Origin of the sequence: Vibrio metoecus (assembly GCF_009665255.1) — a bacterium.
Classification (GTDB): Bacteria; Pseudomonadota; Gammaproteobacteria; order Enterobacterales; family Vibrionaceae; genus Vibrio; species Vibrio metoecus_B.
The window spans coordinates 754644-767542 of the sequence record NZ_CP035686.1 but is presented as its reverse complement, the minus strand read 5'-3'; the positions used below and the strand labels follow the sequence as shown (position 1 = coordinate 767542).

The 12899-nt window shown below is 49.6% G+C and carries 11 protein-coding genes; 4 read left to right on the top strand and 7 right to left on the bottom strand.

The features are described from left to right. Positions 1 to 80: 80 nt before the first annotated feature. From menB to EPB59_RS03635, 4 genes are read right to left on the bottom strand one after another with little or no spacing between them, the layout of a single operon-like run. Positions 81 to 947: a 1,4-dihydroxy-2-naphthoyl-CoA synthase gene (gene menB, locus EPB59_RS03650; RefSeq protein ID WP_001140803.1), complete on the bottom strand. Its 867-nt coding sequence runs from the start codon at positions 945 to 947 to the stop codon at positions 81 to 83. A 24-nt stretch (positions 948 to 971) separates the two neighbouring features. Next, entirely contained in the window at positions 972 to 1763 is a 792-nt protein-coding gene (gene menH / locus EPB59_RS03645; protein WP_154171582.1) for a 2-succinyl-6-hydroxy-2,4-cyclohexadiene-1-carboxylate synthase, read from the bottom strand. Further along, on the bottom strand, positions 1753 to 3465 hold the full coding sequence (menD, locus tag EPB59_RS03640) for a 2-succinyl-5-enolpyruvyl-6-hydroxy-3-cyclohexene-1-carboxylic-acid synthase (RefSeq protein WP_154171581.1): 1713 nt from the start codon (positions 3463 to 3465) through the stop codon (positions 1753 to 1755). Before menD ends, menH begins: the two co-directional genes overlap by 11 nt. After that, positions 3462 to 4769: an isochorismate synthase gene (locus EPB59_RS03635; protein ID WP_154171580.1), complete on the bottom strand. Its 1308-nt coding sequence runs from the start codon at positions 4767 to 4769 to the stop codon at positions 3462 to 3464. The genes menD and EPB59_RS03635 overlap by 4 nt, the downstream gene beginning before the upstream one ends. 214 nt (positions 4770 to 4983) lie before the next feature. Between EPB59_RS03635 and EPB59_RS03630 the strand changes: the two genes are divergently transcribed. The 3 genes from EPB59_RS03630 (at position 4984) to EPB59_RS03620 (ending at position 8445) form a co-directional block, all read left to right on the top strand. Beyond that, entirely contained in the window at positions 4984 to 6198 is a 1215-nt protein-coding gene (locus EPB59_RS03630) for a pyridoxal phosphate-dependent aminotransferase (protein ID WP_001179460.1), read from the top strand. A 153-nt stretch (positions 6199 to 6351) separates the two neighbouring features. Further along, on the top strand, positions 6352 to 6936 hold the full coding sequence (gene yfbR / locus EPB59_RS03625) for a 5'-deoxynucleotidase (RefSeq protein ID WP_154171579.1): 585 nt from the start codon (positions 6352 to 6354) through the stop codon (positions 6934 to 6936). Positions 6937 to 7119: 183 nt separating this feature from the next. Continuing rightward, positions 7120 to 8445 carry an anti-phage deoxyguanosine triphosphatase gene (locus tag EPB59_RS03620; RefSeq protein WP_154171578.1) on the top strand — a complete coding sequence of 442 codons (1326 nt, stop codon included), beginning with the start codon at positions 7120 to 7122 and terminating at the stop codon, positions 8443 to 8445. Here the strand turns inward: EPB59_RS03620 and EPB59_RS03615 are convergent. Continuing rightward, positions 8439 to 9041 (bottom strand): tRNA-uridine aminocarboxypropyltransferase, encoded by a 603-nt coding sequence (locus EPB59_RS03615; RefSeq protein WP_154171577.1) that lies wholly within the window; start codon positions 9039 to 9041, stop codon positions 8439 to 8441. The genes EPB59_RS03620 and EPB59_RS03615 overlap by 7 nt on opposite strands. Before the next feature lie 3 nt (positions 9042 to 9044). On the opposite strand from EPB59_RS03615, the gene rrtA reads away from it, so the two are divergent. Beyond that, positions 9045 to 9596, top strand: coding sequence for a rhombosortase (gene rrtA, locus EPB59_RS03610; RefSeq protein WP_154171576.1), 552 nt, complete (start codon positions 9045 to 9047; stop codon positions 9594 to 9596). A gap of 75 nt (positions 9597 to 9671) precedes the next feature. On the opposite strand, the gene EPB59_RS03605 is transcribed toward rrtA, so the two are convergent. Beyond that, positions 9672 to 11519: a M3 family metallopeptidase gene (locus EPB59_RS03605; RefSeq protein ID WP_154171575.1), complete on the bottom strand. Its 1848-nt coding sequence runs from the start codon at positions 11517 to 11519 to the stop codon at positions 9672 to 9674. 212 nt (positions 11520 to 11731) lie between these two features. After that, complete coding sequence (rnd, locus tag EPB59_RS03600) at positions 11732 to 12853, bottom strand: ribonuclease D (protein WP_195707043.1); 1122 nt, start codon at positions 12851 to 12853, stop codon at positions 11732 to 11734. Between the last annotated feature and the right edge of the window lie 46 nt (positions 12854 to 12899).

Sequence of the window (12899 nt, the reverse complement as noted above, 5' to 3'; positions counted from 1 at the left end):
TCTTCCTATATCCAATACATCCACATAAACGGGGTTTATGCTCAAAGAGAAAGAGCGGCAGGACGCCGCTCTGAGAAGAATTATGGGTTACGCGGGAACTTGTTGAAGTCCGGACGGCGTTTTTCATTAAACGCATTACGGCCTTCCTGACCTTCTTCGGTCATGTAGAACAGCATGGTCGCGTTGCCAGCCAACTCTTGCAGGCCTGCTTGACCATCACAGTCGGCATTAAGTGCTGCTTTCAGGCAGCGAATCGCCATTGGGCTGTGTTGCAGCACTTCGCGACACCAGCGCACGGTTTCTCTTTCCAGCTCTTCAACCGGCACAACCGTGTTCACCAGCCCCATATCCAACGCTTCTTGGGCATTGTAGAAACGGCACAGAAACCAGATTTCGCGCGCTTTCTTCTGGCCGACAATACGCGCCATGTAAGAAGCACCCCAGCCGCCATCGAATGAACCCACTTTCGGGCCAGTTTGACCAAATTGCGCATTTTCTGCTGCAATGGTCAGGTCACACATCATGTGCAGCACATGACCGCCGCCCACTGCCCAGCCAGCCACTGCCGCAATCACAGGTTTTGGACAAGTACGGATCTGACGTTGGAAATCGAGCACGTTCAGGTGGTGAGTACCAGAATCATCACGGTAGCCGCCGTAGTCGCCACGGATTTTCTGATCGCCGCCAGAACAGAACGCATCTTCACCTAAACCGGTCAGGATAATCACACCCACCTTGTCATCGTATCGAGCATCTGACAGCGCGTGAATCATCTCTTTCACAGTCAATGGACGAAACGCATTGCGCACTTGCGGTCTGGCGATAGTGATTTTCGCAATCCCATCTTCAGACTTGTGGTAGTAAATATCTTGATAGTCACCGGTGCAATCTTGCCAAATCACTGGTGCGTAAAGTTCTTGCTCAGAAATGCCTGTAGTTTTAGCCATGGTGGTTCCCATTGTCGTTATCACTCAATCTGCGACCGAGTGGATCATCGCTTGTACAATCTTTGCGAAGGCTTGCGGCTGTTCGTGGTGTACATTGTGGCCCGCATTCGCAACTTGACTGTAACTCAACCCGCAATGCTGTGCGAGTTGCTGAAATTTATTGTCTTTATCGCCACACACATAGTGTATCGGTAGAGTAAGTGCTTGTAGTGCTGGCAATAAATAGGGCTGCTTAGCCAAACTTGTTGCCAGTAACATATGTGCTACTGATGAACCAAGATTAGCACTACGTTGCGCAATTAAAGTTTGTCTTTGCTCATGGTTTAGTGAACTAAATACCGCTTGCTGATACCAATCGCTCAACACATGCTCAATCGGTTGCTTAGCAAATCGCTGCGCCCATTGTTGATCATTTTGCCAACGCGCCGCTTTTTCCTCATCCTCTTGCAGTCCGAAGTGACCGCCTTCGATGATCGCTCCACATAGATTAAGGCGCGAAAAATCGCCCTGTGCTAACCCATTCATGATTAATCGCCCGCCAAGCGAGTACCCCACCAAAATGACTGGCACCTCAGGAGTGATATGTGCTTGTACGGTTTGTTCAATCATAGAAACCGCTTGAGCAAAATCATCACAATGCAATTCTGGATTGGCACCATGTCCAAGAAGATCAAGCGTCAATACCGCACACTTCATGCTAGCCATATGAGAGAGAACCGGTTGCCAATCCGCACCACTACCAAGCAAACCGTGCACCAACACCACCAAGGGTGTTCGCGCAGTAGGCTTGGCAAAGTGCAGTTGGTTAGAGAGCATGGAGTTGCGACGTCAGTTGTTTGATGTGCATAGAGGCTTGTTGGGGTGGTGTTTTCACTTCGATCAGCAAAGTGCCTACACCTTGCGCGAAATGTTCCTCCACCAAGGTTTGGTAATGCTCTAAGGTTTGTGCCGCACAATACGCCAAGCCAAATTGCTGGGCTGCGTGGGCAAAGTCCATTCCATGCGGCATTTGATAGAGCGCTTCACGCTGCTCACTCGGTACAGGGAGGAGATCGAAAATCGCCCCACCATCGTTATTCGTCACCACAATCACCGTTGGCTGCGGTGGATTGCGCATCAGCGCAAGCGAATTGAGATCGTACAGCAGCGAGGTATCACCCATCAGCATGAACAGAGGTTTCTGTCGTGCACGTTGAACGCCTGACGCCGTTGCCACTAAACCATCAATGCCGGATGCACCACGATTGGAGAACACTTCACGCCCATCGAGAACGCTGAACATATCCACCAAACGCACAATCAGGCTGTTACCCAAAAACAGATCCGCTTGCGTGGCGCGCTCGGTTAAATCCAACGCCAGAGCCACTTCGCTCAGAGCAGAAGAAGAAAAATGCAACTGCGCCAATTGGCGAACAGATTGCGCATAACGCGTTAACTCATCCGCCCAGCCCTGCTGCGTATTTTGACCCGCTAACCGTTTACTGAGCACTGCGTCTACCCAGTTGGGAATATCACACACCCACTGCTGCTGCATCGCATGCCAAGGGTTGTTACGCTCCGTCTGTGGAGAAACATAGTGATATTCACCACGGGCTTGCCCACACCAATTAGCTAACCATTGCGCTAAGCGTTTAGAGACAATTCGTGAACCAAACTGCACCACGACTTCACACTGATTGAGCACATCACGCGCAGGTTGATGTTGTAACCACAAATCGAAATGAGCCCACTCACTGCTGATGCCCGATTGCGGATCACACAGTAACGGCCACCCCATCGTTTGTGCAAAACGCTGCGCGGCTTGTGCTTCATCCAATGTCAACGAACCAAAAATCACCACACCTTTGGCTAAAAAGCCGTCCAATGATGCAGGTGCACTTTGTGCCAAAGTTTGGTGACGCTCAGTATAGGGACGTTGATGTTCGCGCCATCTTTGCACACTGGCCAGATAAGGCTGATAAATCGCTTCATCACCAGCCGAATACAAAGGCTCAGGGAACGGGCAATTGATATGTGCACTGCCACCCAGCAAAGATTGGCGAGCCATGACATCATCAATTGAAGTGAGTAACCAAGGGAGTGGATGGTGTATCGCAGGACTTGGCAGCTCAAGGGTTGCATTAACGTGATGAGAAAAAATGCCAGACTGAACAATAGCTTGATTGGCACCACAACCCACCAGCTCTGGCGGGCGATCGGCGGTTAATACGACTAAACGTTCACCAGTGAGTTTGGATTCGGCAATGGCAGGCAACAAGTTTGCCACCGCGGTGCCCGAAGTCACGATCACTGCTACTGACTGTTGGCTGGCTTTCGCTAAACCAAGTGCCATAAAACCTAAGCCGCGCTCATCATAGTGAGTATGTAGTGTGAACGCCGCATTGGCATGAGCTTCAAGCGTCAAGGGTGTAGAGCGAGAGCCAGGAGCCACACACACTTGTGTTACGCCTAAACGACTTAACTCTTCGAGTAAAACTCGCGACCAAAGGCGGTTCAGTAAGGCTTGGTCGTGATTCATGAGGCCACTCCCAGCGGTAAACGGTCGGTAATCAAACTTAGTAAGGTAGAGAGCTTTTTATCCAGCTCCTGCCATTCATGCTCAGCAATCGAGCCAGGTACAATACCCGCGCCCGCAAAAAGCTGAACTTGTTTATCCACCACTAAAGCACTGCGAATCGCCACACAAAACTCCGCTTGTGCATGGCTAAAGTAGCCCATAGAACCGGCGTACCAACCGCGCGCAAAAGGCTCATTTTCAGCAATAAAAGCCAGCGCACTTTGGCGTGGCAAGCCGGCCACGGCCGCCGTCGGTTGCAGTGCACTCAGTAGTTGCACGCCATTGACCCCTGATTTCAACTCCACATCAATCCGCTTCTTCAAGTGTTGCACTTTACGCAGTCGCACTAACTGAGCTTCGCTCTGACTATGAATTTGCTCTGCATATGGCGCAAGACTTTCAATAATGTCTTCCACCACCAACTGATTTTCATTGAGGTTCTTGCTGTCGTGAGCCAACCAGTTTGCTAACTCCATATCTTGCGCGGCATTCATACCGCGCCCGATAGTGCCAGCAAGCGCTTCGGTTTCGAGGGTTTGGCCGTGACGCAAATAGAGCCGCTCCGGAGTCGACCCCATAAAGCTGTGGCGAGAATCGAGTGCCAGTAAAAAATGAAAACTGTGATGGTTTTGTGTATGACTGGCTTTAAGCAGTTGCGCCGCACTGATCGGCGCATCCAGCGAAAGTTTGGTTTTACGCGCCAGTACCACTTTTTTAAACTGCTGCTGAGTAATGCCATTCAGCACTTTCTCAACCAACGCATTCCACTGCAAAAGCGCGGGAGTGTGTTCAACATCGTTAACTTGCGCCGTCAATGGACGTAATGCGGGAACCTCAAGCAACAGTTTTTGTAGCGCATTAAGCGTGCGTTGCGGTTCGCTGTTGATGTTCACCGCCAATGACCACTGTTCATCAAAACGTGTTAATTCAATCTGCGGTAAAAAAAAGAAAGAAGACATGCAACGCGGATTTTTCTCCGTATTGCCATCAAATGAACGCCCACCCCATACTCGCTGCTCATCACCTAAAATAGCGTAAGCCGGTGCCGGATCAGTAAAAGTGTAGATCTGCCCCAGTGCGACCACTTCTTCACGGGTATCGCGCGACTGCCAATAGAATTTGGGGAAAATCGGTTGAGCGTCAAGCCAATCAATCAGCGCAAACGGCGGTTTTTCTGCCAACGGCTGAGTAAAACGAACATCATGATCCTTCGCGCCACGGATTTGCTCCATCAATTGAGCAACGGCCTGAAAAAAATGCAACAAAGCGACCTCGTACGGGGGGAGATTCGGTAAACTGAGGCTACTCTATTGAGAGAGCCTTATGAAATCAAGGTTATGGGGTATCTTTTACTTCGCGGAGTGATCAACGCAACATGTCTTCTGTTTTTAAACCTAGGTTATCTTAGATTTTTATTCTAAAAAATGGCAAGTTAGTGTAGTTTAATCAAGAAAACAGATTATTTTCAGGAAAATAACAATGCAAAATATCGGGATGTCGTCAAAACTCGATAATGTCTGCTATGACATTCGAGGACCAGTGCTTAAACATGCTAAACGCATGGAAGAAGAAGGGCATAAAATACTGAAACTAAATATCGGTAACCCTGCCCCATTTGGTTTCGACGCCCCAGACGAGATCCTGGTCGATGTGATCCGTAACCTGCCAACATCGCAAGGTTACTGTGACTCCAAAGGCATTTATTCCGCTCGCAAAGCGGTTGTGCAGTACTACCAGAAAAAAGGTATCCGCAGTCTGGACGTCGAAGATGTGTACATCGGCAACGGTGCATCAGAGCTTATCGTCATGGCGATGCAGGCCCTGCTCAACAATGGCGATGAAATGCTGGTACCTGCCCCAGATTACCCACTATGGACAGCCGCGGTTGCGCTTTCTGGCGGCAAAGCCGTGCACTACATCTGTGACGAAGAAGCGGATTGGTATCCTGATCTCGATGATATTCGCAGCAAAATCACCCCGAAAACCCGTGGCATTGTACTGATCAACCCGAATAACCCAACAGGTGCGGTGTACAGCCGCGATTTCTTGCTGGAAATTGTAGAAATTGCCCGTAAGCATAAGCTGATCATTTTCGCTGATGAGATTTACGATAAAGTGCTGTACGACGGCGCAGTGCATACCTCAATCGCCACTTTGGCGGATGATGTGTTAGTGGCAACCTTTAACGGTTTGTCCAAAGCCTATCGTGTGTGCGGTTTCCGTGGTGGCTGGATGTTCCTGACTGGCCCCAAACAACTAGCACAGGGCTATATCGCAGGTCTGGATATGCTTTCCTCCATGCGTTTGTGTGCTAACGTGCCAATGCAGCACGCGATTCAAACCGCACTTGGCGGCTATCAAAGTATTAATGAGCTGATTCTGCCGGGCGGCCGTTTGTTGGAGCAGCGTGATCGCGCATGGGAGATGATTAACCAGATCCCAGGTATTTCTTGCGTGAAGCCGAAAGGCGCAATGTACCTGTTCCCGAAAATTGATACCAAGATGTATCCGATCAAAGATGACCAGAAAATGGTGCTCGATTTCCTAGTGCAAGAAAAAGTGCTGCTGGTACAAGGCAGTGGTTTTAACTGGCCAAAACCGGATCACTTCCGCATTGTGACTCTGCCACATGTGGAAGATTTGGAAATCGCCATCAGTCGCTTTGAACGCTTTATCACGACTTACAGCCAATAATAGATTGGCAGCAAGTCGCAAAATGACTTGCTGTCGTGGGTAGGCGAAGCAGGCTCTCTTTCGGTACACTGAAGAGAGCCTGTTTTTTTATCTTCTTTTCAGCGCTATTTGGCCGCTGAAAAGCCAATCCATCAGCAAGGAAGTGAGTGTGCTATGCAAGAGAGCCATTTTTTCGCCCACCTCGCGCGCATGAAACTGATTCAGCGCTGGCCATTAATGCGTTCCATCTCCAGTGAAAATATTTCTGAGCACAGCCTGCAAGTCGCCTTTGTCGCTCACGCGCTAGCGGTGATCAAAAACAAAAAATTTGGCGGAACGCTCAACCCTGAGCGCATTGCTATTCTCGCCATGTATCACGATACCAGCGAAGTGCTGACGGGTGATTTGCCCACGCCCATCAAATATTTCAATCCTGAGATCGCTAAAGAGTACAAAAAAATCGAAGCGGCGGCAGAGCTGCGTTTATTAGAGATGCTCCCAGAAGAACTTCACGAGGATTTTCGTCCGTTTCTGGTTTCTAACGCGGCCGATCCACAAGAAAGCGCCATCGTTAAGCAAGCCGATGCGATTTGCGCGTATTTGAAATGTTTGGAAGAACTCAGCGCAGGTAACCACGAATATGCTCAAGCGAAAAAACGCCTCGATGTGACTTTGCGTGAACGGCACAGTGAGGAGATGGAGTATTTTCTGCAAACCTTTGCCCCAAGTTTTGAACTAACACTGGACGAAATCAGTTAAGTCGCTATAACTTAAGGCATTGTAAGTTATACCTAAACGACTTGGAGTTGCAGGTAGGCGGCAAGTGAGTGAATCCCCATGAGCATAGACAGACTATGTAATTGGGGTGAACGAACGTAGCCAACACCGCTGCAGCTTCAAGTAGGAAGGGTATAAAATAAAACCGTGCAAGGAGTAACCGCGATGCAAATATCCCTAAGCCCTGAGTGGTTAGCTCGTAACAACGATGAGCACAAAATTCGCCGCAACGATCACCGCAGCCCATTTCAGCGCGATCGCGCACGCATTCTGCATTCGGCGGCTTTTCGGCGCTTGCAAGCCAAAACTCAAGTCCACGGTACTAGCTTGAATGACTTTCATCGCACTCGCCTCACCCATTCACTGGAAGCGGCACAAATTGGTACGGGCATCGTCGCGCAAATTAAACTCAAACAACCAGAATTTCGTGAGCTATTACCTTCTGACAGCTTGATTGATTCACTCTGCCTTGCGCACGATATTGGTCACCCTCCTTACGGACATGGCGGTGAAATTGCCCTCAATTATATGATGCGCGATCACGGTGGCTTTGAAGGCAATGCGCAAACTTTTCGTATCGTCACCAGCTTAGAACCTTACACTGAACATCACGGCATGAACCTGTCGCGCCGCACGCTACTGGGACTTTTGAAATACCCTGCGCTGCTGAGTGCCACGCGTGCCGCTACACCACCGCCTGCGGTTGCCCACCAACGCCAACTGAAAGCCAAAGATTGGTCGCCAGCGAAAGGCATATACGACTGTGATTTGGCCAGTTTGGACTGGGTGCTAGAGTCGCTGTGTGAAAGTGACCGTGAATTGCTGGGGCAAATGCGTGCAGAACCCAACTCACCCAAAGAGCACCGTAAAACTCGCTTTAAGTCGCTTGATTGCTCGATCATGGAACTGGCGGATGACATCGCTTACGGCGTACATGATCTGGAAGATGCAATTGTGCTGGGTATGGTAACCCGTGCGCAGTGGCAAGAAGCCGCAGCGGCGCAGCTTGCCGAGTGCGGCGATCCTTGGTTTGAAGAACATATTGCCGAGCTCAGTGAGATGCTGTTTTCTGGCAAACACTATGTGCGCAAAGATGCGATTGGCGGCATTGTGAATGCGCTTTTAACCAGTATCAGCGTGAAGCCAGTTGAAGCGCCCTTCCATAATGAACTGTTGGCGTTCAATGCTTATATCGAGCCGCACATGGGCAATGCGCTTGAAGTGCTCAAACACTTTGTGAGCCAATACGTGATTCAAATTCCGCAGGTACAGCGCTTTGAATACAAAGGCCAGCAACTGATCATGGATTTGTTTGAAGCGTTAAGTGCTGACCCTGAGAGACTACTGCCACAAGCCACCGGCGAAAAGTGGCGCAAAGCCCAAGAGCAAGACGAAGGGATGCGCGTGATCTGTGATTACATTGCGGCGATGACGGATGCTTACGCGCAGCGGTTACATCAGCAACTCTTCTCAGCGCAGAGTCATTACTGACGGTAATTTCGCTCGAAAACGCCTTCTGGCATCTGATCGATCTGATATTGAATCATGGCATCAAACACCTTGAGCAGTGGCGAAAAGTCACGCTCAGGTTGCCACTGCTGGAGCAGATGATAACCCGCCTCCACAGTCGAAAGCGCGGTATCATCTGGCGCTTTGCGAATTCGGTAATGCCCAACACACTCGGCCGGCAAACGCAGACTCGGTAACTCATGCAGTTGAGTGTTGATTTGCCACATCTTGTAGGCTTTTTTCCACGTCCCATCGAGCAAAATCACCCGCTTTTTGCGCGCTGTCGCAAGGCTTATCTCTGTGCACTCTTGCGCCTGTTCGTTCGGATAAAGCACATAGTGGTCCACATCCGGCTCTGCCAGTAGTTGGTTTAGCTCGTCATGCTCACGAAAATCTTCGCCCACCAACAGACGACTATTGGCCAATGACAAGCTAAGAATACGCGCGCTACCCAGTGGGCGCTTTTGTTCCGTTGGGTGTTGAAGAATGATAAGATCAACCGCACTTTCCAGCGCGACAATTGACGGACACAAGCACGCTTTACGCGCTTTACCACACTCTGAACAATAACGGGACATGACGTGAATCTTTACCTGCTGTTATTGGCTATAAGCCTGTTGAGTTTAAGTCTGCAGTGGCCACCACTGCATGAGCTGACTCTGTGGCACTTCAGCGCCATAGAACAAGGTCAATGGTGGCGAATCCTAACAGGAAACTTCGCACACACCAACTTTGCCCACTGGGCGATGAACCTTGCCGCTTTGTGGATCATCAGTTTTGTGTTTAAACCGACTGCTCGTCAGCTGCTGATCACTCTGGTACTGATCAGCCTTGCGGTGGGGGTGATGATTTTAGCTTCCGACATGCAGTTTTATGTTGGGCTCTCTGGCACTTTGCATGGTCTCTTTGCTTATTATGCGATGAATGAAGCCCTTAATGGACGACGCAGCAGTTGGCTATTAGTGCTTGGCGTTATCGGAAAAGTGGGATGGGAGCAGTGGTTTGGCGCATCCACTAGCACCGCAGAACTGATTGGCGCGCGAGTAGCGACGGAAGCGCACTTGGCCGGTTTAGTCAGCGGTTTGTTGCTTGCTGTTGGGCAGTGCTTCTTGCGGCGTAAACTATCGCAATAAACAGGATAAAAAAGGCCGAACGCTATGCGTTCAGCCTTTTTATTTTTCAGTACGTGAGTTTCACTAACAACCTAATTAGCAACCGTAATGCTTGGCAATGTACGCCTCAAATTGGCGGCACATCTCTTCATCCGAATCACGGTTAGCAGCCAGCTCAGTGGCGCCATCAATCACTCGAATCTGCGCATTTAATGAAGCGGGGTTGGCTTGCTCACGCGTCGCCAATTGCGCCATTTTGTGCTGCTGCTTTTGCCATGCTTCTTCCGGAGTTAAGTTACAGGCATCGGCAAGATAGCGAGCATTAAAGCCTTCACCTGTGAGGCTCACAATGGTGTCATTGTGAGAAAGTGCGTTGCCTTGATGCCAATAATGCTTCGCCAGTAGTGGCCCAATCGCAGGGTTATCAGTGAGATAACCAAACTGCTCAAGGAAATAAGCGCGGGTTTGGTACACCGCCATGTGCGCCAACAAGTAACCGTGATAAGCACACGCCGATTCATCGGATAACAGATGTGGGATCGCCATCAGCGGACGCGGACTGCATTCTAGGCCGATAATACGCTTTTCAGTGGCTCTCGCCAGTTCGGTTACTCGCTCTGCGGTCAGCTCTTCCTCGCTCAGTTCATACAACGCTCGCTCAAAATACGGCACTAATAAAATACTGCGCTCTTCGTAAGCTTTAAACGGTTGGCGGCTAAACACCATGGCTTTAATGGTTTCGTCAGGTACGGTATTACCCTGTGCATCTTTAGCATAGGTTTTCAACCAGTCAGCATCCATCAATAGACTATCGCAGAACATGGATTGCGTTTCGGCGTACGCCATCGAAGTGGGTGCAAATTCTTGTGAAAAACATGGCGCGTTCATCTTCACATTAGCAAAGTGCGCCGCGTGCCCACCTTCATGGAACAAGGTGTTGATGCCATCGTAACCACTACCCACCTGATCTGGCTTAGCATTACTGGTGAAATTAACTTTTGCAGCCACCCACTGACCTTGGTCGTAAAATGCCGGAATTGGCCCATGGCAGAAACCGTTGGGGTATTTGCCTTTACGATCCAGCAAATCGAGCGTCAGCTCAGCGCCACTAAATTCGATGTTGAGGCGACCAAAAGACTCCACCCAACGACGCAGCGATTGCGAAAATGGCACGTATGGATCCAGCTCACGCATCACATCGCCCGCAAACGAATAGATGAAGTTATGTCCTTGTAGCGCTTGCTGCCCCTTGCTTTGCGAAAGTTCAGTTAAGCTGGTGAAGTGGCGATCACGCGTGCGCTGTTCAAAATCATCCAAAATGGTGAACAGTTGCTCGGTGGTCATCTTCTCTTTTTTGGCAACCGAGTAATCAAAAAAGGTTTGATAACCTAAACTGCGCGCAAAATGGTTACGGCGCTTCACCAGCTCTAAAAATCCATTTTGTAATAGCCACTGTTCTAAGCCTAAGAAAGCCTGATGGGCGCTGCGACGTACTACTTCTTGATCATGAGTACGCACCGTGGAACCTAAAGTGACAATCGAGGCTTCTACCGCTTCGCCCTGTTCGTTGGTGTAAGTCAGCACATGCTTCTGTTTTTTCTCGAACAGATCAGCTTCAAATTGGATCAATCCGGCTTTGAGTGACTGCGCTTGCTCTGATTCCAGCGCATGACTTTCAAACATCGCGAGCCAGCCTTGTAAACCCGTTAAGGTTTGCGCTTTTTCTTCGCTATCGGTGATTTGTTCAGCCAATTTGATTTGCTGACGAATTTCCTCAATCCGCGCACCATTGCTCAGAAACTGAGTCCACTCGGTTTGTGCTTTTGCAGAACCCGCATGATCATCACTCAGCCCCATGTAGGTATCCCAGAAGAAATCTTCTTTCACACGATGGATGTTCAGATAACGGTGGTTAAGTTGGTTGAGGTAGTGTGTCGCAGACATAACAATCCTTATTGATGATTATCCTTGCTCTTCTTCATGAGATGAGAAGAGTCGATGAAGGCGCATTATCGCACGATGCTGCGCGATGCGAGTAGGCACTCCGAGAAATGTGATAGTGCCTACTGTCCATTGAATTTTACTGGCGGAAAAATGCGTGAATAAAACGCCTATTCTCAAACGACTTGGCGCTGCAGCGCCAAGTCGGAAGGGGATTATTTGGAGACGAGCGTATTGAGCTTCTCGCCAAGTAATGGCAAACGCCACCCTTGCATTAAATCAGGCAAGCGTGCTGGATCGCGATCGCGTTTCCACACCCAACTGAGCAGTTGGTTAAGCTGTTTTTTCGAGGCCAGAAACTCAGTCGCCAAACCACTGGTGTTCGAAACGCTCTTTACTTCATCTTTCAAACGTTTGAACAACTGCTTATAACCTGGGTATTCCATGATCGGCACGATTTCTGGCGGGTAAGCATCGGCTGGCGTTTCTAGCGCCGTTTTCACCATAGCGATGATTTTGCTGCTGTGACGACGGATCGCATGCGGGTCTACACCCTCTTCTTCCATGCGTTTCGGGCTACGGAGTGCCAAACGCGAAATGGTCAGTAAGTCCGTTTCTTTAATCACGAAGTTGAGTGCCAAATCTCGATTTACGGCTTCATGGTAACGCCATGTTGCTAGGGGTTTGAGGATCGCCAGCTCTTTAGGTTTAAGCTGCCAAGCCCCTTTGATGTCTAAGTAAGCGAGCTCTGGGTTGCTGACTTTGGTGCGCTTCGCGACTTGCAGTTCACTTTCTTGCAGCGCCGCTTCCCACCAGCCGGCTTGGGTCACTCGCTCGACCAGTTTTTCGTACATCGGTAGCAGGTAGAACACATCGGCTGCGGCGTATTCGAGTTGCTTGTCACTCAGCGGGCGCGCTAACCAATCGGTACGTGATTCGCTTTTGTCTAACTCCACTTGCAGTTGATCTTGCACTAACGCTGCAAAACCGGTGGATAAACCGTAACCCAAAAACGCGGCCATGATCTGGGTATCCACCATCGGAAAAGGAGTACAGCCAAACGCGTTCTGGAATACTTCCAAATCTTCGCCACAGGCATGCAGCACTTTTAATACCGAAGTGTCCTGCAATAACTCGACAAACGGTGTCATTTCATCCATCACAGTCGGATCAATCAGTGATAGGTTTTCCCCATCAAACATCTGGATCAATCCCAGTTGTGGGAAGAAAGTACGGGTGCGGACAAATTCGGTATCCAGCATCACCACATCCGCATCACGGGCGGCAAGACAGACTCGTTGTAGATCGCCAAGTTGGGTAATAATTTGATAATTCACAGATAACTCGCTGTTGTTGCTCAAAAGAAGAGACACTTCTTTTGAA